Source organism: Saccharopolyspora sp. MMCC62 (genome assembly GCF_057736575.1).
The window spans coordinates 256964-280928 of the sequence record NZ_JBYKCM010000009.1 but is presented as its reverse complement, the minus strand read 5'-3'; the positions used below and the strand labels follow the sequence as shown (position 1 = coordinate 280928).

The 23965-nt window shown below is 71.6% G+C and carries 18 protein-coding genes and 2 riboswitches; of the genes, 7 read left to right on the top strand and 11 right to left on the bottom strand.

Translation table 11 applies throughout. The features are described from left to right. Positions 1–16: 16 nt before the first annotated feature. From AC29IT_RS21910 to ald, 6 genes are all read right to left on the bottom strand, one after another. Complete coding sequence (locus AC29IT_RS21910) at positions 17–3739, bottom strand: multifunctional oxoglutarate decarboxylase/oxoglutarate dehydrogenase thiamine pyrophosphate-binding subunit/dihydrolipoyllysine-residue succinyltransferase subunit (protein ID WP_358442467.1); 3723 nt, start codon at positions 3737–3739, stop codon at positions 17–19. 363 nt (positions 3740–4102) lie between these two features. After that, on the bottom strand, positions 4103–7816 hold the full coding sequence (locus AC29IT_RS21905; protein ID WP_488219964.1) for an ABC transporter ATP-binding protein: 3714 nt from the start codon (positions 7814–7816) through the stop codon (positions 4103–4105). Between the two features lie 333 nt (positions 7817–8149). Continuing rightward, entirely contained in the window at positions 8150–8998 is an 849-nt protein-coding gene (locus tag AC29IT_RS21900) for an ABC transporter permease (protein WP_358442462.1), read from the bottom strand. Beyond that, complete coding sequence (locus AC29IT_RS21895) at positions 8998–10020, bottom strand: ABC transporter ATP-binding protein (RefSeq protein ID WP_358442459.1); 1023 nt, start codon at positions 10018–10020, stop codon at positions 8998–9000. Before AC29IT_RS21895 ends, AC29IT_RS21900 begins: the two co-directional genes overlap by 1 nt. A gap of 115 nt (positions 10021–10135) precedes the next feature. Beyond that, complete coding sequence (locus AC29IT_RS21890) at positions 10136–10630, bottom strand: hypothetical protein (RefSeq protein ID WP_488219963.1); 495 nt, start codon at positions 10628–10630, stop codon at positions 10136–10138. A gap of 360 nt (positions 10631–10990) precedes the next feature. After that, the gene (gene ald, locus AC29IT_RS21885) at positions 10991–12106 is read right to left on the bottom strand and encodes an alanine dehydrogenase (protein ID WP_488219988.1); all 1116 of its coding nucleotides are present in this window, start codon (positions 12104–12106) and stop codon (positions 10991–10993) included. Between the two features lie 208 nt (positions 12107–12314). Continuing rightward, positions 12315–12410: riboswitch (glycine riboswitch) on the top strand. Position 12411: 1 nt separating this feature from the next. Continuing rightward, positions 12412–12501: riboswitch (glycine riboswitch) on the top strand. Positions 12502–12549: 48 nt separating this feature from the next. On the opposite strand from ald, the gene gcvH reads away from it, so the two are divergent. The 4 genes from gcvH (at position 12550) to AC29IT_RS21865 (ending at position 15659) form a co-directional block, all read left to right on the top strand. Then, positions 12550–12924, top strand: a complete 375-nt coding sequence (gene gcvH / locus AC29IT_RS21880; protein ID WP_488219962.1) for a glycine cleavage system protein GcvH — start codon at positions 12550–12552, stop codon at positions 12922–12924. 24 nt (positions 12925–12948) lie between these two features. Beyond that, positions 12949–14301: an L-serine ammonia-lyase gene (locus AC29IT_RS21875; RefSeq protein ID WP_358442450.1), complete on the top strand. Its 1353-nt coding sequence runs from the start codon at positions 12949–12951 to the stop codon at positions 14299–14301. 418 nt (positions 14302–14719) lie between these two features. Next, positions 14720–15238, top strand: a complete 519-nt coding sequence (locus AC29IT_RS21870; protein ID WP_358442447.1) for a MarR family winged helix-turn-helix transcriptional regulator — start codon at positions 14720–14722, stop codon at positions 15236–15238. 1 nt (position 15239) lies between these two features. Further along, positions 15240–15659 carry an organic hydroperoxide resistance protein gene (locus AC29IT_RS21865; protein ID WP_358442444.1) on the top strand — a complete coding sequence of 140 codons (420 nt, stop codon included), beginning with the start codon at positions 15240–15242 and terminating at the stop codon, positions 15657–15659. Between the two features lie 43 nt (positions 15660–15702). Here AC29IT_RS21865 and AC29IT_RS21860 read toward each other — a convergent pair whose 3' ends face one another. The 5 genes from AC29IT_RS21860 to AC29IT_RS21840 form a co-directional block, all read right to left on the bottom strand. Continuing rightward, the gene (locus tag AC29IT_RS21860; protein WP_488219961.1) at positions 15703–16029 is read right to left on the bottom strand and encodes a DUF202 domain-containing protein; all 327 of its coding nucleotides are present in this window, start codon (positions 16027–16029) and stop codon (positions 15703–15705) included. Positions 16030–16031: 2 nt separating this feature from the next. Then, positions 16032–16430 carry a YidH family protein gene (locus AC29IT_RS21855; RefSeq protein WP_358442439.1) on the bottom strand — a complete coding sequence of 133 codons (399 nt, stop codon included), beginning with the start codon at positions 16428–16430 and terminating at the stop codon, positions 16032–16034. A 106-nt stretch (positions 16431–16536) separates the two neighbouring features. Further along, positions 16537–16932, bottom strand: a complete 396-nt coding sequence (locus AC29IT_RS21850) for an SSI family serine proteinase inhibitor (protein ID WP_488219960.1) — start codon at positions 16930–16932, stop codon at positions 16537–16539. A gap of 475 nt (positions 16933–17407) precedes the next feature. Continuing rightward, positions 17408–19096 carry an AMP-dependent synthetase/ligase gene (locus AC29IT_RS21845; RefSeq protein ID WP_488219959.1) on the bottom strand — a complete coding sequence of 563 codons (1689 nt, stop codon included), beginning with the start codon at positions 19094–19096 and terminating at the stop codon, positions 17408–17410. Positions 19097–19633: 537 nt separating this feature from the next. Further along, complete coding sequence (locus tag AC29IT_RS21840; RefSeq protein WP_358442430.1) at positions 19634–20353, bottom strand: MerR family transcriptional regulator; 720 nt, start codon at positions 20351–20353, stop codon at positions 19634–19636. Between the two features lie 108 nt (positions 20354–20461). Here AC29IT_RS21840 and AC29IT_RS21835 point away from each other — a divergent pair, with 108 nt between their 5' ends. The 3 genes from AC29IT_RS21835 to AC29IT_RS21825 are packed head-to-tail and all read left to right on the top strand — an operon-like array spanning position 20462 to position 23912. Next, positions 20462–21598 carry a CaiB/BaiF CoA transferase family protein gene (locus AC29IT_RS21835; RefSeq protein WP_358442427.1) on the top strand — a complete coding sequence of 379 codons (1137 nt, stop codon included), beginning with the start codon at positions 20462–20464 and terminating at the stop codon, positions 21596–21598. A gap of 5 nt (positions 21599–21603) precedes the next feature. Beyond that, the gene (locus AC29IT_RS21830; RefSeq protein ID WP_358442424.1) at positions 21604–22746 is read left to right on the top strand and encodes an acyl-CoA dehydrogenase family protein; all 1143 of its coding nucleotides are present in this window, start codon (positions 21604–21606) and stop codon (positions 22744–22746) included. Positions 22747–22763: 17 nt separating this feature from the next. After that, complete coding sequence (locus tag AC29IT_RS21825) at positions 22764–23912, top strand: alkaline phosphatase family protein (RefSeq protein ID WP_488219958.1); 1149 nt, start codon at positions 22764–22766, stop codon at positions 23910–23912. Positions 23913–23965: the final 53 nt, after the last annotated feature.

Genomic DNA, 23965 nt, shown 5'->3' with positions numbered 1-23965 from the left:
CGATCGTGCGGAGGGATCAGGCGAAGGCGTTGTGCACGACCTCGGCCTGCTCCACGTCGTGCACGGCCTTGAGACCGGTGGCCGGGGCGGCCATCGGGCGCCGCGACACGCGCTTGAGCCCGCGCATCCGCTCGGGGAACAGCTCCGGCAGCGCGAGGCCGAGGAACGGCCACGGGCCCTGGTTCGCCGGTTCTTCCTGCGCCCACCGGATGTCGGTGGCGTTCGGGTAGCGCTCCAGCAGCGCGCCGAGCTTGCGGTGCGGCAGCGGGTACAGCTGCTCGAGCCGCACCACGGCGGTGTCGGTGTGCCCCTGCTTCTCCTTCTCGGCGGCGAGGTCGTAGTAGAGCTTGCCGGAGCAGAGGACGATCCGGCGCACCGCCGACGGGTCCGGCTGCGCCGGGTCGTCGATCACCGAGGTGAACTTGCCCTCGGTGAAGTCGGCGACGGAGCTCGTCGCGGCCTTCATCCGCAGCATCGACTTCGGCGTGAACACCACCAGCGGACGGTGGATGCCGTCCAGCGAGTGCCTGCGCAGCAGGTGGAAGTAGTTCGCCGGCGTCGACGGCAGCGCCACCGTCATGGACCCTTCGGCGCACAGCTGCAGCCAGCGCTCGATGCGCGCCGAGCTGTGGTCCGGGCCCTGGCCTTCGTGGCCGTGCGGCAGCAGCAGCACCACGTCGGAACGCTGCCCCCACTTGGCCTCACCGGACGAGATGAACTCGTCGATGATCGACTGGGCGCCGTTGAAGAAGTCGCCGAACTGCGCTTCCCACAGCACGAGGGCGTCCGGGTTGGCGACCGAGTAGCCGTACTCGAAGCCCATCGCCGCGAACTCGGACAGCGCCGAGTCGTAGACGAGGAACTTCGCCTGGTCGTCGCCGAGGTTCTGCAGCGGCGTGTACTCGGTGCCGTTCTTCCGGTCGATGAGCACCGAGTGCCGCTGGCCGAAGGTGCCGCGTCGCGAGTCCTGGCCGGTGAGCCGCACCGAGCGGCCCTCCATCGCCAGCGACCCGAACGCGAGCAGCTCGCCGAAGCCCCAGTCGATCTCGCCCTCGCGGGCCATCTTGGCGCGCCGCTCCAGCACCGGCTTGACCCGCGAGTGCGGGGTGAAGCCCTCGGGCAGGTCGACGTGCGAGTCCGCGATCCGCTCCAGCGTGGCGGGGGAGATCGCGGTGACCAGCTTGGTCGGCACGACCTGCTCGGACTCCACCGACGGGCTCGGCTCCGGCGGGTGCTTCTCCAGCTCGCGGACCTCGTTGAACACGTGCTCCAGCTGGGAGGCGTAGTCCTTGAGCGCCTTCTCGGCCTCTTCGACGGTGATGTCGCCGCGGCCGATGAGGGACTCGGTGTAGGTCTTGCGGACGCTGCGCATCTTGTCGATCGCGTCGTACATCGACGGCTGCGTCATCGACGGGTCGTCGCCCTCGTTGTGCCCGCGGCGGCGGTAGCACACCATGTCGATCACGACGTCCTTGCCGAACGCCTGGCGGTACTCGACGGCGAGCTTCGCGACCCAGACGCACGCCTCGGGGTCGTCGCCGTTGACGTGGAACACCGGCGAACCGATCATCTTCGCCACGTCGGTGGAGTACTTGCTGGACCGCGAGTGCTCCGGGGCGGTGGTGTAGCCGACCTGGTTGTTCACGATCACGTGCACGGTGCCGCCGGTGCGGTAGCCGCGCAGCAGCGACAGGTTCAGCGTCTCGGCGACCACGCCCTGGCCGGCGAACGCGGCGTCGCCGTGCAGCAGCACCGGCAGCACCGTGAAGCCTTCCTGGCCCTTGTCCAGGATGTCCTGCTTGGCGCGGACGATGCCTTCCAGCACCGGGTCCACGGCCTCCAGGTGGGAGGGGTTCGAGGTCAGCGACACCTTCGTCTCGCCGTCGCCGAACATGCGGAAGTACTTGCCCTCCGCGCCCAGGTGGTACTTGACGTCACCGGAACCGTGCGCCTGGCCCGGGTCCAGGTTGCCCTCGAACTCGCGGAAGATCTGCGAGATCGGCTTGCCGACGATGTTCGCCAGCACGTTCAGCCGGCCGCGGTGCGGCATGCCGATGACGACCTCGTCGAGGTCCGCGGCGGCCGACGAGTCGAGCACCGCGTCCAGCAGCGGCACCACGGTCTCGGCGCCCTCCAGCGAGAACCGCTTCTGCCCGACGTACTTGGTCTGCAGGAACGTCTCGAACGCCTCGGCGGCGTTGAGCTTGGAGAGGATGTACTTCTGCTCGGACTGCTCCGGCTTCTCGTGCGGCTTCTCGACCCGCTTCTGCAGCCAGTCGCGCTCGTCCGGCTCGAGGATGTGCATGTACTCGACGCCGACGGTGCGGCAGTACGAGTCGCGCAGCACGCCCAGCACGTCGCGCAGCGACATCCGCTCCTTGCCCGCGAACCCGCCGACCGCGAACTTCCGGTCCAGGTCCCACAGCGTGAGGCTGTGCGAGAGGACGTCGAGGTCCTCGTGCCTGCGCTGCCGGTAGTTCAGCGGGTCGATGTCGGCCATCAGGTGGCCGCGGGTGCGGTAGGCGTCGATCAGCTCCAGCACCCGGGCGGTCTTGTCGACCGCGCCCTCCGGGATGTCCTGGGTCCAGCGGATCGGCTCGTACGGGATGCGCAGCGACGAGAAGATGTCGTCGAAGAACTTGTCCTCGCCCAGCAGCAGCTGGTGCACCTTGCGCAGGAAGTCACCGGACTCGGCGCCCTGGATGACCCGGTGGTCGTAGGTCGAGGTCAGCGTCACGATCTTGCTGATGCCCATGTCGACCAGGGACTTCTCCGAAGCCCCCTGGAACTCGGCCGGGTAGTCCATCGCCCCGACGCCGATGATCGCCGACTGGCCCTTGGTGAGCCGCGGCACCGAGTGGTTCGTGCCCGACGGGCCCGGGTTCGTCAGCGAGAACGTGGTGCCCGCGAAGTCGTCCGCGGTCAGCCCACCGGTGCGGGCCTTGCGGATGATGTCCTCGTAGGCCTGCCAGAACTGCTGGAAGGTCATCTCCTCGCAGCCCTTGATGGAGGCCACGACGAGGTTGCGCGAGCCGTCCTTGGCGGGAAGGTCGATCGCGAGACCGAGGTTCACGTGCTCCGGGGTGACGGCCGCGGGCTTGCCCTTGGCGTCCTCCCCGTAGTGGCGGTTCATGTTCGGGTAGTCCCGCATCGCCCGCACCAGCGCGTAGCCGATGAGGTGCGTGAACGAGACCTTGCCGCCCTTGTTCCGCTTCAGGTGGTTGTTGATCACGATGCGGTTGTCGAACAGCAGCTTCGCCGGGACCGCCCGCACGCTCGTCGCGGTGGGCACCTCCAGCGACTGCTCCATGTTCTTGGCGATCGCCGCGGCCGCACCGCGCAGCGGCTTCGTCTCCTCGCCCGCACCGGAGCTCTTCACCGGAGCCGCCTTCGCGGCCTGCTGGGGGGACGGCTTCGGCTCGGCTGCCTTGGCCGGCTTCGGCGCGGGGGCCTGCGCTGCGGCGGCCGGGCGAGCCTGCCCGTTGCCCTCGCTGCGCGTGGCCGTCGCAGTAGTCGTTCCCGACACCGTTGTCGTCGTCGCGGTCGACCCGGCTCCTGCCGCGGCGGTGGAGTTGTCAGCGGCTACCGAGACCGAGGCCGCCTGCCCCGGCTTGTAGTCGGCGAAGAACTCGTGCCACGCGGAGTCCACCGAAGCGGGATCTTGGAGGTACTGCTCGTACATCTCCTCGATCAACCATTCGTTGGGGCCGAACTGTGACGCAGGGCTGCTGCTGGACACGGCTGGCGTTCGCCTCGATCCATCTGCTCGTGATGTACACACACTCAAGTACCAGGCTAGCGGTCCGATTAGTGCGGTTGGCACACAGTGCGGGCCTGGTGGAGAAGAGCTCGGTCACAGGATCGATCAGGAAAGTCCCTCACCAGGCAAACGTGACCCGTTCGGGCGTCGTAGTCGATCACTGGCATCCGTACTATGCGCCGACTCACCACCGGCGGGCCGGTGGTCCTCCACCCCGTCTGTCGCCTGCGGACACCACAACGTTTCGGTCACGACCGCTGTTCCCGCCTCGCGGGACGAACCGGCCCGACCGGCGAGAACGCGTGACGCCACGTGCTCGCGGCCACCCGCACGGTGAGCACGTCAGGGGGAGGTGCGCAGCGGATCGTGCGCCGAGTCACCGGCGTCCGCGGAGCGGTGCTCGACCGGGCCCGTCGGGTCCGCCACCGCGTGATCACCCGCCCGCCACAGCCGCGCGTAGTGCCCGTCCCGCGCCAGCAGCTCCGCGTGCGCGCCGTCCTCCACGACCCGGCCGCCGTCCACCACCACGATCCGGTCCGCCCGCGCCGCCGTGCCCAGCCGGTGCGCCACCACGAACGTCGTGCGCCGCGCCGCCAGCCGATCGCTCGCCGACACCACCAGCGACTCCGTCGCCGGATCCAGCGCCGCGGTCGCCTCGTCCAGCAGCAGCAGGTCCGGCCGGACCAGCTCCGCCCGGGCCAGCGCCACCAGCTGCCGCTGGCCCGCCGACAGCTCCCGGCCGCGCTCGCCGACCTGCTGGCGGAACCCGAGGCGCAACATCGCGATCCCCGGCAGCGCGCCCACGTCCCGCGCCGCCGCCTCCACCTCCGCGTCCGACGCCGCCGGCCGCCCGTAGGCGATGTTCTCGGCCACGTCCCCCGCGAACAGGTAGCCCTCCTGCGGGACCACCGCGAGCCGGTCGTGGAACCCGGACAGCTCGTAGCGGCGCACGTCCACCCCGTCCACCAGCAGCTCGCCGCCGGTCACGTCGTAGAACCGGGCCAGCAGCTTCACCAGCGTCGACTTGCCCGCACCCGTCGGGCCCACCAGCGCCACCGTCGTGCCCGGCTCCACCCGCAGCGACACGTCCCGCAACGCGTCCCGCTCCGCACCCGGGTAGCGGAACGACACCGACCGCAGCTCCACCGCGCCCGCCAGCCGCTCCGGCACCGGCACCGGCGCCGCGTCCTGCGGCACCGACGTCGGCGTGCGCAGCAGATCACCGATGCGGCGCAACCCCACCCTGGCCTGCTGGTAGCCGTCGAACACGCCCGACAACTGCTGCACCGGCGAGAAGAACATGCCCAGGTACAGCAGGAACGCCACCAGCACCCCCGCCGTCAGCTCGCCCGAAGTCACCCGCGTCGCCCCCACGCCCAGCACCACCGCCTGCGCCAGCTCCGACAGCAGCGCGGTGAACGGGAAGTACGTGGCGATGTAGCGCTGCGCCCGCAGCCGCGACCGCCGGTACGCGTCGCTGCGCTGCGCGAACACCTTCGCCGAGTAGCGCTCGCGGCGGTGCGCCTGCGCCACCCGCAGCCCCGACACGTTCTCCTGCAGGTCCGCGTTCACCGTGCTGACCCGCTCCCGCGCCTCCGCGTACGCCGTCGACGACACCCGCCGGAAGAGCACCGTCGCCACCACCAGCGGCGGCAGCACCGCCAACGCCACCAGCGCCAGCGACAGATCCGTCACCAGCAGCGCCACCGCGATCCCGAAGATCGTGAACGCGCTCACCACCGCCGTCGCCAAGCCCGTCTGCAGGAACGACGACAACGCGTCCACGTCCGTCGTCATCCGCGTCATGATCCGGCCCGCGAGCTCCCGCTCGTAGTAGTCCAGCCCCAGCCGTTGCAGGTGCGCGTAGCTGCGCACCCGCAGCAGGTACAGCAACGTCTCCCCGGTGCGGGCCGTCACCACCGTCTGCACCTTGATCACCAGCCAGCTCACCAGCACGATCACCGCGCCGATCGCCGTCACCAGCCACAACGTCCCCGGATCGCGCGCATCCACCCCGCCGTCCACTCCGTGGCGCACCAGCGACGGCAGCGCGACCGAGCCCAGCGCATCCGCCGCCACCAGCAGCACCGTCACCACCAAGCCCCACCGGATCGGCCGCAGCAACCGCGCCAGCCGGAACCCCGGATCCGGCGCCGTCGCATCCACCCCGGGCAGCCGCGGCGCGTCCACCGCCGCGGGCAGCGCGCGCAGGCCCGCGGCCAGCTCCGGCGTCAACGGCGTCGCCGCACCACCCCCGCGGCCACCGCGCACCTCCACCGCGTGCGTGCGCTCCGGTTCGTCCACCGCGGGCCACAGCTCCGCGGTCGGCGCCGCAGCCGCGATCGGCTCCGGCTCGGTCGCGCCCGCCGCGTCGATCTCCTCCCCGGGACCGGCCAGCAGCGAGCGGAACAAGCCGCACCGCTCCCGCAGCTCCTCCTGCGTGCCCACGTCCACGACCCGGCCCGCGTCCAGCACCGCGACCCGGTCCGCCAACGCCAGCGTCGACCGGCGATGCGCGATCAACAACGTCGTGCGCTGCGCCGTCACCGACCGCAACGTGTCGTGGATCGCCGCCTCCGTCGCCGGGTCCACCGCCGACGTCGCATCGTCGAGCACCAGGATCCGCGGATCCGACAGCAACGCCCGCGCCAGCGCCACCCGCTGCCGCTGGCCGCCCGACAACGTCAGGCCCCGCTCGCCGACCAGCGTCCCGTAGCCCTCCGGCAGCGCCGCGATGAAACCGTGCGCCTCCGCCGCGCGCGCCGCCGCCTCCACCTCCGCATCCGTCGCCTCCGGGCGCCCGTAGGCGATGTTGCCGCGGATCGAATCCGAGAACAGGAACGCCTCCTCGAACACCACCCCGACCGCCGACCGCAACGACTCCAACCGCAGGTCCCGCACGTCGTGCTCGGCACCGCCCTCGGCCGCGCCGATCCGCACCGCGCCCTGCTGCACGTCGTAGAACCGCGGCAGCAGCAACGACACCGTCGACTTCCCCGACCCCGCCGGCCCCACCAGCGCCACCGTCTCGCCCGGCTCCACCCGCAACGACACGTCCGAGAGCACCTGCTGATCACGGGTGTAGCCGAAACCGACCCCGTCCAGCCGCACCCGCAGCGGCACCTCCGGCAGATCCACCGCGCCCGGCCGGTCCCGCACGTCCGGCCGCGAATCGATCAGGTCCGTGATCCGCTCCATGCCCGCCCGCGTCAGCTGGCCCTGCACCAGCACGCTCGCCATCATCCGAGCCGGGCCGCCCAACATCCCCACGTACGCCGCGAACGCCACGAACGTGCCCAGCCCCACCTGGCCGTGCAACGCCATCCAGCCGCCCAGGCCCAGCACGCCCACCTGGCCCGCCGCGGGCAGCACCGACAAGCTCGCCTGCGGGAACGACGTCATCCGCGCCGTGCGCAGCCGCTCCGCGAACAACCGGCGCGCGCCCGACTCCAACCGGGCCACCTCGCGGGCCTCCTGGCCGAAGCCCTTCACCACCCGGACCCCGGACACCGTCTCCTCGACCTGCTGGGCGATGTCCGCCGCCCGCTGCTGCGCCGACCACGTCGCCGGGAACAGCCGCTTCTTGCTGCGCGCCGACACCGCCGCGATCAACGGCACCACCACCAGCACCACCGACGTCAGCAGCGGCGACAACCACACCATCGCCACCAGCGCGAACACCATCAGCACCACGGTCCCCGCCGCCAGCGGCACCATCGACAGCAGCGCGTTCACCAGCTGCAGATCGCTGATCGCCCGCGACGCCACCTGGCCCGTGCGCAACGCGTCCTGCTTGCCGCCGTCCAGCCGCTGCACCGAACCGAACACCGCGCGCCGCAGATCGTGCTGCACGTCCAACGCCAACCGGCCCGCCGAGTAGCGGCGCACGAACGCCGCGCCGAACCGGAACACCCCCAGCCCCGCCAACGCCGCCGCCAGCCACCACAACCGGCTCGTGTCGCCCGCCACCGCGTCGTCCACCGCCGTCTTCGTGATCAGCGGGACCAGCGCCTCCAAGCCCACCGCCGCCACCGACGCGCCCAACGCCAGCAGCATCGCGACCGGATGGCGCCGGCACGCGGCGAGCAGACGGCGGATCCAACCAGGACGGGAACATTCGCTGCCGGAGTCGCTCACCGGGCCAGGTTAGGCGCCGGGGACGACGGGGCGGAGCAGCCGTGGCGGCGGGGTACCGGGTCTCACCTGCGCGTGGAAGGGAACCTTCCGGTCATCGGAGTGAGGAAGGGAACCTTTCTGTCACGGGTGCGATGAAGGGAACCTTCCTGTCACCGGTGCGGTGAGGGGAACCTTCCTGTCACCACCCCGAACGCGAAGGAGGGGACCTCCCCGCTCCCGCGGAAAGATCCCCTCCGGTCGACCGGCGTCGGCTCAGGTGATGTCGCGCCGCCCGCTGAAGTACCAGCCGCCGAGCACGAACAACGCCGCGTAGCCGGCGAAGGTCAACATGCTCAGCCACCACGGGTGCCCGTAGGACCCGCCGAAGACGAAGTGCAGCACGTCGAACAGCCCCTGCGGCACGTTCGGTTCGTTCGGCCCGGCGATGGCGCTGATGAAGGTCGGCACGGCGAGGTTGCCGACGATCCCGCTCCCGGCCGCGCCCGGCAGGTAGGAGACGACCCCGGACGCGTCGGAGCCGACCAGGAACAGGTCGACGATGAACTCGAACACGAACTTGTAGACCAGCAGCACGATGATCACGATCACCGGGTTGGCGACGAGCGCGCCGAACCCGACGCCGAGCAGCGTCCACAGCACCATCGCCAGCAGCCCGGCGGCGCTGACGATGAGCCAGTCGGGCCCTTCGCCGAACCCGTCGACGCCCCCGCCGGCGAGCGCGCCGAGGCTGGCGGACAGCACGTTGACCAGCCCGTACAGCAGGCCGAGGTTGGTGTAGGCGATGAGCTTCGCCCCGAGCACCGCCCCGCGCGGGTTCCCGGTGAGGTAGGTGGTGGTGATGCTCTTGTTCCGGTACTCGCCGGCGAACGCCAGCGCCCCCACCAGTCCGGCGAAGATGGTGCTGAAGTTCGTCGACATCGACATGGTGAGCAGCCCCAGCGGCAGCGGCCGCCCGAGGTCCTCTTCGATCGCGGGCATGTAGCCGAACCCGGTGCCCATCCAGCTGGCGCCGAAGCTGAGCAGCGCCACGGGGATGAGCAGTGCCCACCACAGGTTGGTGGTGAAGATCTTCCGGAATTCGGACTTGACCAGGCCGTCCATCAGGCGCCTCCTCCGAATCCGCCGTGCTGCTGGTACGGGTTGGGTCCGCCGGGCGGTGCCCAGCCGCCGGGGCCGGGTGGTGGCCCGCCGGGCGGGTGCTGGGCGCCGACGTACTGGCCGCTGGTGAGCTGGAAGAACAGCCGCTCGAGGTCGACCTGCTCCTCCTGGATGCCGTAGACGGCGACGCCGGCCTGCAGGGCCAGTTCGGCGACCGACCGGGAGTCGGAACCGGTGACGGCGATCCGCCCGTCCGGCAGCGGCTCCACGGTGAGTCCGGCGGCCTGCAGCGAGTTCACCAGCGCCTGCGGGTCACCGGCCTGCACGAGCACCCGGTTGCGCTGCTGCGCGCGCAGCTGGTCCAGGTCGCCGTTGTAGACGCATTCGCCGCGGCTCACGATCACCACGTGGTCGACGGTGTGCTCCATCTCGCGCAGCAGGTGGCTGGAGACGAGCACGGTGCGCCCGGATGCGGCGAACGACTTGAGGAAGCCGCGCAGCCAGGCGATGCCCTCCGGGTCGAGCCCGTTGGCCGGTTCGTCGAGGATCAGCACCTGCGGGTCGCCGAGCAGCGCGGTGGCCAGGGCCAGCCGCTGCCGCATGCCCAGCGAGAACCCGCCCGCCGCGCGGTTCGCGGCGCCGGTCAGCCCGACGAGGTCCAGCGCGTGGTCGACCTGCTGGTCGGGCACGTTCATCGCCGCCGAGTAGCAGCGCAGGTGGTTGCGCGCGGTGCGGGACGGGTGGAAGCTCTGCGCCTCCAGCACCGCCCCGACCACGGTGGCGGGGTTGCGCAGCTGGGCGAAGGGCACCCCGTTGACGGTGGCGGTACCCGATGTCGGGTTCACCAGCCCCAGCACCATGCGCAGCGTCGTCGTCTTGCCGGAACCGTTCGGGCCGAGGAAACCCGTGACCACCCCGGGGTGGACGGCGAAGCTGAGGTCGCGGACCGCGCTCACCGGCCCGAAGTTCTTGCTCAGGTTCTGCACCAGGATCCGGCCGCTGCCGTCGTGCACACGCTCCTCCATCGTCGCTCGGCCCCGCAGGGCGCCCGCGAGCGCGCGACGCTGAACGATCACGCTCGGGCGCGGGGCGGTCCCATCCTGCCTGACCGGCCCGCGCCGTTAGGGGGGAGTGCGGAAATCAGCCCGTGCCGTGCTGCGGCCGGCTGATCGGCCGGTCCGAGCCCGGTGGTCGGCCGTCCTCCGGTCGGGGGGAGCGGTGGTGGACGGGTGCACTGGCGGGCCAGCGACCGGTCGGTTGCCGCGCCCCGGTGTCCGGTCCCGGTTCGCGGTCCGGCGCCGGTTCGCCGGCGGGGGCGTGGCGGCCGATCGGTGCGCCGGGCGTCGCGCTGTCGCCGATGAGGCCGCGGTGCACGTGCAGCCACGACTCGCACGGCCAGCTGCGGCTGCGCACCGTGCCGGAACAGGCGGGGCAGCGCCCGTCGGAGTCCGGGTGGTGGGCCTCCAGCAGGGCGCGCAGGCCGCCGGTGAGGCGGTGCAGTTCGGACCTGGCGACCGGTAACAGCTCTTCGGTGCCGCCTTCGGTGGCCACCCGCTCCAGCCGGGCCAGCCGGTCCAGTACGGCCTCCCGCATCTTCGCGTCGTCCACGTGCCACTCCCCGCGTCGTACGGTCATCGCGGCCGATCGGGACGGAGAAGGCGGACGTCCGTGGCGTCCGCGACGAGCACCGCCGCAGATCGGCGCGGCTTGGCGCACTCCCATCGGCAGTTCACCCGGCCGACCACACCGAACTCACCTGGTCGAGTGGATTTTCGGGCGGGTTCGGCCCCGATGGGTTCGTCACGCTCCGCACGTCGGAAATCAAGCGTTCGTGTCCTACACTGGGACCTGGCGGCCTGCTCCCGGTGACCCCCAGGCCGGTCGAGCGGGCCGCCCTCTAACCCCTATCGGGGTGCTCTCACCTCTGCGAGTGAAACTCGCCGGTCTCGCCGCGAAGTGGTCTCGGATGGTCCCACATGGTCTCGCGGTTGCGGATCAGACCAGCACCGCACCCGGGTCCGTGCGCGGCATCCCGTGCGCCACCGCCACCGCCTCGCTCACCAGCAACCCGCCGTGCGCGTTCAACCCGCGCGCCAGCGCCGCGTCCGCCCGGCACGCCGCTCGCCACCCCTGATCCGCGATGCGCAACGCGTACGGCAACGTCACGTTCGTCAACGCGTGCGTCGACGTGTTCGGCACCGCGCCCGGCATGTTCGCCACGCAGTAGAAGACCGCATCGTGCACCCGGAACGTCGGATCCTCATGCGTCGTCGGCCGCGAATCCTCGAAGCACCCGCCCTGGTCGATCGCCACGTCCACCAGCACGCAGCCCGGCTTCAACCGGGACACCAGCTCGTTCGACACCAGCTTCGGGGCCTTCGCCCCCGGCACCAGCACCGCGCCGATCACCAGGTCCGCCGACCGCACCGCTGACTCCACCGCGTACGCGTTCGACGTCACCGTGCGGATCGCGCCCCGGTGCGCCGCATCGATCTCCCGCAACCGGTCGACGTCGGTGTCCAGCACCTCCACCTGCGCACCCATGCCCGCGGCCACCCGCGCCGCGTTCAACCCGGCCACCCCGCCGCCGATCACCACCACCCGAGCCGGCGGCACGCCCGGCACCCCGCCGGGCAGCACCCCGCGGCCGCCCTGCGGCGTCAGCAGCGCCTGCGCGCCCACCTGCGGGGCCAGCCTGCCCGCGACCTCGCTCATCGGCGCCAGCAGCGGCAACCCGCCGCCCGCCGACTGCACCGTCTCGTAGGCGATCGCCGTGACCTCGGCGCGCAGCAGCTCGTTCGTCAACTCCGCCGACGCCGCCAAGTGCAGGTAGGTGAACAGCACCTGGCCCGAGCGCAGCCGCGGGAACTCCTCCGCCACCGGCTCCTTCACCTTCAACACCAGCTCGCCCTCGGCCCAGGCGTCCGCCGCCGACGGCACGAGCGCCGCCCCCGCCGCCGCGTAGTCCTCGTCCGGGATCGACGAACCACGCCCGGCACCGGCCTCCACGAACACCGAGTGCCCGCGCGCCACCAGCTCGTGCACGCCCGCGGGAGTGCACGCCACCCGGTACTCGTGGTTCTTCACCTCGCGCGGCACCGCGACCTTCACCCGGCCCACCTCCCGACACCTCGCCCGACCCCGCACTCCGCATCATCCGCCCCGAACCCCCACCCCGCCCGGACCGCGAGGAAGGGAACCTTTCCGCCACCGGTGACCGGAAGGTTCCCTTCCACGCCGCGATCCGGACGGGCGCGCGCCGGCGACGGGTGACACCCGTTTATCGTTGCCGGGCACGACCACAACCGAACAGCGCCGCAGAACCCGAGCGGGAGAGACCCTGCGCACCAGCAGGGCGCCGAAGGAGCAAACCCTCCCCGAAAAACTCTCAGGCACCCATGACCGCTCGGGCGAGGCCACTCTGGAAAGCGCGCGCCCCGGCGCCGCACCCACGGTGCAAGCCGCGAACCCGCGGCGAAGCTCTCAGGTCCCGAAACAGAGGGGGAGGCCCGCGAACCAGGGCACACCCGTGCCCGTGATGGTGAGGAGCCTCCATGTCCCTGCCCGAACAGCTGCGCTACACCGAAGAGCACGAGTGGCTCGACGACCGCGGCGACCTGGTCCGCATCGGCATCACCCCGTACGCGGCGGAAGCGCTCGGCGACATCGTCTACGTGCAACTGCCCGAGGTGGGCGAGCGCATCGAGACCGGCGCGGCCTGCGGCGAACTCGAATCGACCAAGTCCGTCAGCGACCTGTACGCGCCCGTCACCGGCGAAGTCGTCGCCGTCAACACGGCCGCCGCCGACGACCCCGCGGTCATCAACTCCGATCCGTTCGGCGCGGGCTGGCTGCTCGAAGTGCGCGCCGAACAGACCGGTGCTGTGCTCACCGCGCAGGAATACGCCCAGTTCACCAGCGGTGAATAGGCCGGGGCGAAGGGGGACGGAGCTGTGACGATCAGCGTCTTCGACCTCTTCTCGGTGGGCATCGGCCCGTCGAGTTCGCACACCGTCGGCCCGATGCGGGCGGCGCGGATGTTCACCGCGCGGTTGCACGACGACGGTCTGCTCGGTCAGGTCGACAAGGTGAAGGCCGAGCTGTTCGGTTCGCTCGGCGCCACGGGGCACGGCCACGGCAGCCCCACAGCGGTACTGCTCGGACTCGAAGGGCACGACCCGGAGACGGTCGACCCGGCCGCCGTCGAACACCGGGTGGAGACCATCCGCGCCGAGGGCAGGCTGCGGCTGGCCGGCGAACGCGACATCCGGTTCTCCGCGGACCGCGACCTGGTGATGCACCGGCGCAGATCGCTGCCGGTGCACCCCAACGGGATGCGGTTCACGGCGTTCGGCGGCGGCGCCGAACTGCGGTCCGCGGTGTTCTACTCCGTCGGCGGCGGATTCGTCGTCGACGACGACGCCACCGGAACCGACCGGATCAAGCCCGACGAGACCCCGGTGCGCCACCCGTTCCGCACCGGCGACGAACTGCTCGCCCGGGTCGCCGAAGCCGGCTCCCGGATCAGTGACGTCATGTTCGACAACGAGCTGTCCTGGCGCTCCGCCGAGGACATCCGGGCCCGGCTGCTGCACATCTGGTCCGTGATGCAGGAATGCGTCGACAACGGCTGCCGCAACGACGGCGAACTGCCCGGCGGGCTGCGGGTGAAGCGGCGCGCCGCCGCCCTGCGGGCCCACCTCGGCGAGCAGGACGACGCCATGGAGTGGCTCACCCTGTTCGCGCTCGCCGTCAACGAGGAGAACGCGGCAGGCGGCCGAGTGGTCACCGCGCCCACCAACGGTGCGGCCGGGATCGTGCCCGCGGTGCTGCACTACTACGTGCGCTTCGTGCCCGGAGCCGACGAGCAGGGCGTCCTCCGGTTCCTGCTCGCCGCCGGCGCCATCGGAGTGCTGTTCAAGGAGAACGCGTCGATCTCCGGGGCCGAAGTCGGCTGCCAGGGCGAAGTCGGATCGGCCTGCTCCATGGCGGCTGCCGGGCTCGCCGAGGCGATGGGGGCGACGCCGTGGCAAGTGGAGAACGCCGCCGAGATCGCGATGGAGCACAACCTCGGGCTCACCTGCGATCCCATCGGCGGGCTCGTGCAGATCCCGTGCATCGAGCGCAACGCCGTCGCCGCCGTCAAGGCCGTCACGGCCGCGCGGATGGCGCTGCGCGGCGACGGCAGCCACTTCGTCTCCCTCGACAAGGTGATCAAGACGATGCGGGAGACCGGCCGCGACATGAAGGTCAAGTACAAGGAGACCGCCCGCGGCGGGCTCGCGGTCAACGTCATCGAGTGCTGATCGGTTCCCTTCCGGCCTCGCCCCGCCCGGCGCCCACCGCCGCGCGGGGTGGGGCGAGGAAGGGAACCTTCCTGTCACCGAGGTGCCGGTACGCCGGGCCGCGGTGCTCCGGCGAGGAAGGGAACCTTTCGGTCACGGGTGGGATGAAGGGAACCTTCCTGTCACCGACGGCCGCGGCCCGACCCGGGCGATGACCGCTGCGAGGAAGGGAACCTTTCTGCCACCGGTGCGATGAAGGGAACCTTCCTGTCACGCTCGGGCGTCGTCCGGGGTCGTGGGGTACCCGGTGTGGTGGAGTGCGGCGGTGGTGTTCCGCCGGGCTGCGCGGGTGCGATCTCGGAGACCACTTAGGAAGTGCACAACTCAGTTGCGCACAACTCGAATCACGGCTAGTGTCGACCACGTGCAGGAGGCGGGGATGAGCGCGGACTCGGCGCTGTCACTGGATCAGCAGGTGTGCTTCGCGCTCTACAGCGCGTCGCGTTCCTTCACCAACATGTACCGGCCGTTCCTCGACGAGCTGGGGCTGACCTACCCGCAGTACCTGGTGATGCTGGTGCTCTGGGAGCACGACTCGCTCGCGGTCAAAGACCTCGGGACGATGCTCAAACTGGACTCCGGAACGCTGTCGCCGCTGCTGAAACGGCTCGAAGCGAGCGGACTGGTGGACCGGCGGCGCAGCACTCGCGACGAGCGGTCCGTCGAGATCGGACTGACCGAGCGGGGGCGGGAGCTGCGGGAGCACGCCGAGCAGATCCCGAATCGGGTGCTCGCCGCCAGCGGCATGGAACTCGACGAGGTGCTGGCGCTGCGCTCCACGCTGCAGCGGCTCACCGCCAACGTGGACCAGGCCGCGCACCGCGCCAGGGCCGCCGTCGCCGACGGCGTCCCCATCACCGACGAACTCCTGCGCGGGACCACGACACAAGGAGACTGAGATGGCAGCGTTGTACACCGCCGAAGCGACCGCGACCGGCGAAGGGCGCGGCGGCCGCACCCGCTCCTCCGACGGAGTGCTCGACCTCGACCTGGCGGTCCCGCGTGAAATGGGCGGCCCCGGTGGCGACTCCACCAACCCCGAGCAGCTGTTCGCCGCCGGCTACGCCGCGTGCTTCCACAGCGCGCTGCAGCTCGTCGCCCGCAAGGCGAAGGCGAACATCGCCGACTCCGCGGTGACCGCCCAGGTCGGCATCGGCAGCAACGGCGCGGGCGGCTACGCGCTCGAGGTCACCCTGTCGGTGAGCCTCCCCGGCGTCGACGAGGAGCAGGCCCGGCAGCTGACCGAGCAGGCCGACGCGGTGTGCCCGTACTCCAACGCCATCCGCGGCAACGTCCAGATCGACCTCGCCGTCGCCTGAGCCCCGCGCGGCGCGCCCGTCCCGGAAACCGGGGCGGGCGCGGTCACATGAGCAGGACGTACACCAGGCCGATCGCGCCGGCCAGCAACGCGAGCAAGGTGAACGCCGCCTGCAGCACCCCGTCCGGCAGCGGCTCCTCCGCGCGCAGGCTCCGCTCCGCAGCCCGGTGCCTGCGCCACGACGCGATCGCGATCACCGCCGCCAGCGGCAGCGCCACCGCGGCGCACGCCACGGCCGCGACCGCACTGCGGTGCGCGACCAGCCGCAGCAGCACCATCAGGCACACCACGAACGTCAAACCGGTGCGCAACCACGCCAGCGTCGTGCGCTCCACCTGCAGCCCCGGATCCCACGGGCCCTGCCGAGACACGATCAGAGCCCGCTGACCAGCAACAGCACCACCACTGCCACGCCGATCACGCCGAGCCCGAACCCGAGCACCGGCGCCAGCTTCGGCGGCGGCAGCGGCGCCTTCGTGCGCAGCGCCCGCTCCATCGTCATCCACCTGCCGAACGCCGCCACGCTGCACGCCACACCCGCCAGCAGCAGCAGCACGGCCAGCGACGTGCGCAGCGGATCCGGGCCGGACGGCGTCGCCGCGTTCAACGCCTCCACCCCGACACCCGCCGCCATCAACGCCAGCGCCGTGCGGATCCACGCCAAGAACGTGCGCTCGTTCGCCAGCGTGAACCGCGGATCGGGCTCGTCACCCACCCCGTAGATCCGGTTCGGCCAGCGCCTACACGCGGGATCTTCGTTCTCGGCAGCCATACCGCCACCGTAGTGCGACCGGAGCAGCCGGAATCCGCTGAGGGTGGTAACGCCGCGCGGGCACCGGCGCGGCGCTCGGCCGATCCGGTGCCCGCGGGCCGGGAACTCAGAAGTCGAACACGGCGCCCGCGGCGGACGACGCCACGCACTGGTTGCCGAACTCCTTCTCGAAGTGCACCGGACGGCCCTGCCACGTGCCGTGCGCGGTGCCCACCACCGGCTTCAGCTCCATCGTGCACTGGGTCGCGTGCACCTGGCCGAGCTGCTCGAAATCGCCGCCGGCCGAGGTCAGGCCGTCGCAGGCGGCCGCGGCCTTCGGGTGCGAGCCACCCGTCGGCTCGCAGCGCAGCGTCACCGTGCGGGGCAACTCCGCCCGACCCTTCGCCGCGATCGTCAACGTCAGGTCGCTCGGCGCCGCGGCCGCGCCCGCCGTCGCGGGGGTGAGCATGAGAACGGCCGTCGCCGCGAGCAGCAGACCGCGGATGAACCGAGTGGCAGCCATGTCGGGTGCGCCTCCAAGAGGTAGTGGGGAAAGCTCCGCACAGATCTATCGGCAGCGACCCCACGATTTCCGCACCTGCGACCGAAGATCACCAGATCGTGGGGTTGGCGGGTGGTGAGCCGGTCACCCTCGGCTCATCTGGATCGAGCGTGGTGGCTGAAGTGGATCACTCTTAAGTGGAGGGAGTGAACCGAATCGGGGCAGGGTAGGCGAGGCGCCCGGCGCGTGGCTCTTGGTGGCAGGAAGGTTCCCTTCATCGCACCGGTGGCAGAAAGGTTCCCTTCCTCGCAGCGGTCATCGCCCGGGTCGGGCCGCGGCCGTCGGTGACAGGAAGGTTCCCTTCATCCCACCCGTGACCGAAAGGTTCCCTTCCTCGCCGGAGCACCGCGGCCCGGCGTACCGGCACCTCGGTGACAGGAAGGTTCCCTTCACCGCACCGGTGGCAGAAAGGTTCCCTTCCTCGCCTCCCGATCCGTCAGTCGTACAGCTCGTCCAGCGCCGCCGCGTACTTCGCATGGATGACGCGCCGCCGCAGCTTCAACGCGGGACTGAGCTCGCCGCCCGCCGCGCCCCACACCCGGTCCAGCACCCGGTGCGCGCGCACCTGACCGGAGCTGCCGAGCGCGGCGTTGGCCGCGTCCACCGCGCGGTCCACTTCGGCCAGCACGTCCGGGTCGTGGGCGAGTTCGTCGATCCCGGTCGCGGCGATGCCGTGCGCGGCCGCCCACGCGGGCGCGGCGTCCTCGTCGAGCACGACCAGCGCGACGACGTGCGGCCTGCCGTCGCCGAAGGCGAGGGCGTGCCCGATCAGCGGATGGGTGCGCAGCGCGTTCTCCACGACGCTGGGCGCGACGCTCTCCCCGTGCGAGTTGATGATCAGTTCGCTCTTGCGGTCGGTGATGGTGAGGTATCCGTCGTCGAGGTGCCCGACGTCCCCGGTGCGCAACCAGCCGTCGGCGTCCACCGCCGCCCGGACCAGGCCGTCCTCCTGCAGGTGGCCGGTGCAGACGACGGGGCCGCGCACCAGCACTTCGCCGTCCTCGTCGATGCGGACCTCGACACCGGGCAGCGGGGTGCCGACGGTGCCGAAGCGCACCGCTCCCGGCCGATTGGTGGTCGCCCAACCGCTGGATTCGGTGGACCCCCACGTCTCGAAGATGTCGAAGCCCAGCCCGGAGAACAGCTCCAGCAGGTCCCGGCGCAGCGGCGCCGCTCCGCTCGCTCCCCACACGGTGCCGTCGAGGCCGAGCCCGCTGAGCACCTCGTGCTTCTCCGCCGCGGTGTGCGCGACGGGCTGGGCGCCGGCGAGCGCTGCGAGCCGTTCCCACATCCGAGGGACCCCGAAGAAGGTGTGCGGGCGGACCTCCGGCAGTGCCCGCACGGCCTCGGCGATGCCGTTGCAGAAGTGCACGTGCGCCACGTCGTGGATGGCGCTGTACACGTTGCCCGCGCGTTCCGACATGTGCGCCATCGGCAGGTAGCACAGGGTGCCCGCGTGTGGTGGCGCGCCGGTGACCTGCTGGCGGGCCGCGGCGGCGGCGAGCACGTTGCGGTGGGTCAGCACCACGGCCCGCTGCATCCCGATCGCGTCGGGGGAGTACAGCACGGTCACCGGATCGTCCGGCACCACCTCCGCGGTGCGCCGCCGCACCACTCCCGGGTCCTGCCGCAGCAGGCCCGCGCCGTGTTCGCGCAGCGCAGCCCAGGTGCGGAACCGGACGTCCTCCTCGGGGATCGCGGCCTCGTCGACGACGATGACGTGGCCGAGCGCGTCCGGCTCGCGCAGCGCCGCCGACCAGCGGCGCACGTGGTGGGCGTTGCCGAGCACGGCGATGTGCGCCCGGCTGTGCCGGGTGACCTCGCGGATCTCGCCGGAGCTCGACGCGGGGTGCACGGCGATCGGCACCGCGCCGAGGTGTGTGGCGGCGACGTCGGCCAGCCACTGCTCGGCGCCGTTCGACATCATCAGCACCACGGTCTGGCCGCGCTGCAATCCGAGGTCCGCGAAACCGGCGGCGAGGTCCTGCACCGCTTCCGCCGCTTCGCCCCAGTTCCAGGTCCGGCCGGCCGCGGTCAGCGCCGGGTGCTCGCGGTGCTCGGTCGCGTTGCGCTCGAACAGGTGCGGAATGGTCGCGGTCAGCGTCGGCGCCGCTGCTGGGCTCATGTGGCTCCTCCACTCACGAGGCGGCCACGGCGTGATGCGAGTCACGGTGACCTCGCCGATGAAACCGCACCGGAGGCCGGTTTGGCCAGTAGGCGGACGGGTGCCGTCGCGCGGGGGATGCGGAGTCCGCGGCTGCACCGCGTGTCCGGCCGTCGTGCCTGGTGCTCGGCGGAGTACGGCCGTCCGAGGAACTGGTTCGCGCGAACGGGTCGAGGTCGAAGTCGCAGCCCGTGATTACCGGACACGGCGGTGCTCGGCGCACTGATCACGAACCGGATGCCAGGAAGGTTCCCTTCACCGCGCTGGTGACAGAAAGGTTCCCTTCCTCGCACCGGTGGTCGGGAGGTCGCTTCGCTCGCGCTGGAGAGGGGAGGACGCCGTTGCTCGCCCGGTGGCGGTAGATGCCGTTCCGCGCATCGGTGACAGGAAGGTTCCCTTGCTCGCACTGATGGCAGGAAGGTTCCCTTCCTCGCACTGGTGACAGAAAGGTTCCCTTCCTCGCGCTCAGGGCGGAACGCGCCCGCCGGCGCCGCTCGTTCAGACGTGGTCGCGGATGACGTCGTTGATCGCGTTCTGGAACCCGTTGACGAGCACGTGGATGGTCAGCGGCCGCAGTTGCTGGGTGGCGATGTGCACCCGTTCCCGTTCTTCTTCGGGCCTGCCGCGCTCGAGGTAGGGCCGGAGGACGTTGGCGGCGAACAGCTCGCGGAGTTCGACGGCGATCTGCGAGGTGTGCTGTTCGACGATGTCCTTGGCTTCGAGCAGCATCCCCTGCGGCAGGTCGAGGTCGAGGATCTGCAGTCCGACGCCGAGCATGGCGGAGTTGGACAGCCGCACCGTGGTGAGCTCGTCGTCGAGCGCTCGCAGGATGCCGAGGGAGATGAGCTTGCCGACGAGGTCGTCGTCGAGCTGCCGCCCGGCGCGCTGGCTGAGTTCGTGCCGGGTGAGGTCTTCGCTCTGGTCGCTGGTCCACGGCGCGAGCAGCGCGCGGTGCAGGGCGAGGTCTTCGGCGGTGGCGTCGTCGGGGATCCGCTCCAGGTGCCGTTCGATGGCGGAGAGGGTGAACCCGAGGGCCTGGAGCTCGCGGATGAGGTCGAGCCGGGCCAGGTGGTCGCCGCCGTAGAGGCCGAGCCGCCCGCGCAGCCGGGGCGGGGGGAGCAGGCCGCGGGACGCGTAGAAGCGAACGGTGCGCACGGTGACGCCGGCGCGCGCGGCCAATTCGTCGATGGTGAGCTCTTCGTCCGCGGTTCGGAGCATGGTCGGGGAGCTTACTCCTTGACCGCTGTGACACCAACGATGTAACACTGATTGCGTCGCGACACGGTGTCGTGCGCGGTGTGCGGCCGCTGGCGGAGAGGTGCAGGCGTGACGGCAGAAGGCGACGGCCCCCTCGCGGGCCTGCGGGTGGTGGAGCTGGCGGGCCTGGGGCCGGCCCCGTTCTGCGGAATGCTGCTGGCGGATCTGGGCGCGGACGTGGTCCGCGTCGGCCGTCCCGGCGGCGAGCCGGGCGAGCACGACCTGCTGGACCGCGGCAAGCGCGCGCTCTCGGTGGACCTCAAGCACGAGCAGGGCCCGGCGACGGTGCTGGCGCTGGTCGACCGCGCCGACGTGCTCATCGAGGGCTTCCGGCCGGGCGTCGCGGAACGCCTCGGCGTGGGCCCCGAGCAGTGCTGGGAGCGGAACCCGAAGCTGGTGTTCGGCCGGATGACCGGCTGGGGCCAGGACGGGCCGCTGGCGCAGACCGCCGGCCACGACATCGGCTACATCGCGTTGAGCGGGATGCTGCACGCCATCGGCCGCAGCGGCGGCCCGCCGCAGGTCCCGGCGAACCTGCTGGGCGACTTCGGCGGCGGCGCCCTGTACTTGGCGGTGGGCGTGCTGTCCGCGGTGCTGAACGCGCGTAGCACCGGGCAGGGCCAGGTCGTCGACGCGTCCATCGTGGACGGTGCCGCGCACCTGGGTTCGATGCTGTTCGGGTTCGCCGCGGCCGGGGCGTGGCAGGAGCGGCGCGGCACGAACCTGCTGGACACCGGTGCCCCGTACTACGACGTGTACGAGACCTCGGACGGCGAGCACATGGCGGTCGGCGCGCTGGAGCCGAAGTTCTACGCCGAACTCCTCGCGCGCCTCGGCCTCGACGACGTGCCGGACCGCGACGATCCGGCGAACTGGCCCGCGCTGCGCGAGCGCTTCACCGAGGTCTTCGCGGGCCGCACCCGCGCCGAGTGGACCGAGGTCTTCGACGGCTCGGACGCCTGCGTCGCTCCCGTGCTGCCGATGAGCGAAGCCCGGCAGCACCCGCACGTGCAGGCCCGCGGCACCCTGCCCAGCCCCGGTGGCGTGCTGCAGCCGGCGCCCGCCCCGCGGTTCTCCCGCACCCCGAGCGCACCGCCGCGCCCGGTGCCCTCCCCGGACACCGCGGTGCTCGCCGACTGGCAGGTGCCCGCCGCGGCCGACCTGCTGGCGTCCGGCGCGATCCACCAGGCCCGAGAGGAAGCGTGACCCGCATGCGCAGGGAACTGTTCGAAGCCGAGCACGAGGCGTTCCGCGAGAGCGCGAAAGCGTTCATCGCCAAGGAGCTCGTCCCGCACCAGGAGGAGTGGGAGGCCGCGGGCGTCGTCAGCCGCGAGGCGTGGCTGGCCGCCGGTGAGCAGGGGCTGCTCGGCATCGCCGCCGACGAGACCTACGGCGGCGGGGGAGTCGACGACTTCCGGTTCAACGTCGTGTTCGACGAAGAACTCGTCAACGCGGGCATCAACGGCTTCGGCGTGCCCGTCCACACCGACATCAACCTGCCCTACCTGACCCGGCTGGCCACCGAGGAGCAGAAGCGGCGCTGGCTGCCAGGCTTCTGCACCGGCGAGATCATCAGCGCCATCGCCATGACCGAACCCGGCGCGGGCAGCGACCTGCAGGGCATGCGCACCACCGCGGTCCGCGACGGCGACCACTACGTGCTCAACGGGCAGAAGACGTTCATCTCCAACGGCATCAACGCCGACCTGGTGATCGTCGCCGCCCGCACCGACCCGGACGCGGGCGCGCAGGGCATCAGCCTGCTCGTCGTCGAGCGCGGCATGGACGGCTTCGAACGCGGCCGCAACCTGGACAAGATCGGCCAGAAGTCCCAGGACACCGCCGAGCTGTACTTCAACGACGTGCGGGTGCCCGTGGCGAACCTGCTCGGCGAAGAAGGCCAGGGCTTCATCTACCTGATGCAGAACCTGCCGCAGGAACGGCTGTCCATCGCCGTCGCGGCCGCCGCCAGTGCCGAGAAGGTCCTGGAGATCACCAAGCAGTACTGCCGGGACCGCACCGCCTTCGGCCGCCCCATCGGCAAGTTCCAGAACACCCGCTTCGAACTCGCCGAGATGGCCACCGAGGTGCAGATCGGCCGCGTCTTCACCGACCGTTGCGTCGCCGACCACGTCCGCGGTGAACTGAGCGTGGAACACGCCGCCATGGCCAAGTGGTGGCTCACCGAGATGAACAAGCGCGTCGTGGACCGCTGCCTGCAGCTGCACGGCGGCTACGGCTACATGCTGGAATACCCCGTCGCGAAGGCGTTCCTCGACTCGCGCGTGCAGACCATCTACGGCGGCACGACCGAGATCATGAAGGAGATCGTGGGGCGCTCGCTGGGGATCTGACTCACGAGAGGTGCGGCATGGACTGGATGGTCACCCCCGCGGCGGACCGGGCGCTGTCCGACGTGCTGCCCTCGACGCTCGCCGCGCTCGGCACCGCCGGGTTCACCGACGTGCTCGGGATCCCGCGGTGCCGATCGGCGGCGGTGCTGCTCGTCGACGGGCTCGGCTGGTCGCTGCTGCGCGAGCACGCCGCCGCCGCGCCGGTGCTGAACTCGCTGGCCACCGGGGCACCGCTCGTCGCAGGCTTCCCCACCACCACCGCCACCAGCATCACCTCGCTGGGCACCGGGCGGCGCGCCGGTGAGCACGGCATCGTCGGCTACACCTTCGCCGAACCCTCCGGCGGCCTGCTGTACCCGCTGGCCTGGGCGAGCCGCGGTGCCGACGGGCGGCGGCGCGGCCTGCTCGACGAGTGGCCGCCCGAAACCGCCCAGCCCACCCCGACCGCGCTGGAACGCGCCGCCGCGGCGGGCGTGACCGTGCGCTCGGCGGCCCCCGCCGATTTCGCGGGTAGCGGGCTGACCAGGGCCGCGCTGCGCGGCGGGGAGTTCCGCGGCGTGCACGCGCTCGGCGACCTCGGCGCGGAACTGCTCACCGCGCTCGCCGATCCCGGGCCCGCGCTGTGCTACGGCTACCACGGCCACCTCGACCTCGTCGGCCACGTGCACGGGCCCGGTTCGCTGCCCTGGCGGATCCAGCTCGCCCAGGTGGACCGGCTCGTCGACTCGGTGCTGCAACGGCTGCCCGCCGAATCGGTGCTGCTCGTCGTCGCCGACCACGGCATGGTCCCCGTCGACCCGGCCGACACCGTCGACGTGGACGCCGACCCCGCGCTGCGGTCCGGGCTGCGGCTCATCGGCGGCGAACCCCGCGCCCGCCACCTGTACCCGCTGCCCGGGGCGCGCGACGACGTGCTGCACACCTGGCAGGACGCGCTGGGGGAGCGCGGCACCGTCGTGACCCGCGACCAGGCCGTCGACGAGGGGTGGTTCGGGCCCGTCGTCACCGACGAGGTGCTGCCGCGCATCGGCGAGGTCCTCGCGCTGGCCCGCGACGGCGCGATCATCCGGTCCGCGGCCGAGCCCGGCGAATCCGCGCTGCGCGGCCAGCACGGCTCGCTGACCGCGGCCGAACAGCACGTCCCGCTGCTCATCGCGCAGGGGTGAGCGCGGCGGTCCGGGGCGCGGTCGCGTTCGGGCGGTCACCGGGAGGGAACACG

Bases quoted from the DNA above. Each gene is read 5' to 3' on its own strand.
- AC29IT_RS21905 (WP_488219964.1), bottom strand. From the start codon at position 7,816: ATGCTGCTGGCGTTGGGCGCGTCGGTGGCGGCGGTGGGCTTGGAGGCG.
- AC29IT_RS21900 (WP_358442462.1), bottom strand. From the start codon at position 8,998: ATGGACGGCCTGGTCAAGTCCGAATTCCGGAAGATCTTCACCACCAAC.
- AC29IT_RS21895 (WP_358442459.1), bottom strand. From the start codon at position 10,020: ATGGAGGAGCGTGTGCACGACGGCAGCGGCCGGATCCTGGTGCAGAAC.
- AC29IT_RS21890 (WP_488219963.1), bottom strand. From the start codon at position 10,630: ATGACCGTACGACGCGGGGAGTGGCACGTGGACGACGCGAAGATGCGG.
- gcvH (WP_488219962.1), top strand. From the start codon at position 12,550: ATGTCCCTGCCCGAACAGCTGCGCTACACCGAAGAGCACGAGTGGCTC.
- AC29IT_RS21870 (WP_358442447.1), top strand. From the start codon at position 14,720: ATGAGCGCGGACTCGGCGCTGTCACTGGATCAGCAGGTGTGCTTCGCG.
- AC29IT_RS21865 (WP_358442444.1), top strand. From the start codon at position 15,240: ATGGCAGCGTTGTACACCGCCGAAGCGACCGCGACCGGCGAAGGGCGC.
- AC29IT_RS21855 (WP_358442439.1), bottom strand. From the start codon at position 16,430: ATGGCTGCCGAGAACGAAGATCCCGCGTGTAGGCGCTGGCCGAACCGG.
- AC29IT_RS21850 (WP_488219960.1), bottom strand. From the start codon at position 16,932: ATGGCTGCCACTCGGTTCATCCGCGGTCTGCTGCTCGCGGCGACGGCC.
- AC29IT_RS21845 (WP_488219959.1), bottom strand. From the start codon at position 19,096: ATGAGCCCAGCAGCGGCGCCGACGCTGACCGCGACCATTCCGCACCTG.
- AC29IT_RS21840 (WP_358442430.1), bottom strand. From the start codon at position 20,353: ATGCTCCGAACCGCGGACGAAGAGCTCACCATCGACGAATTGGCCGCG.
- AC29IT_RS21830 (WP_358442424.1), top strand. From the start codon at position 21,604: ATGCGCAGGGAACTGTTCGAAGCCGAGCACGAGGCGTTCCGCGAGAGC.
- AC29IT_RS21825 (WP_488219958.1), top strand. From the start codon at position 22,764: ATGGACTGGATGGTCACCCCCGCGGCGGACCGGGCGCTGTCCGACGTG.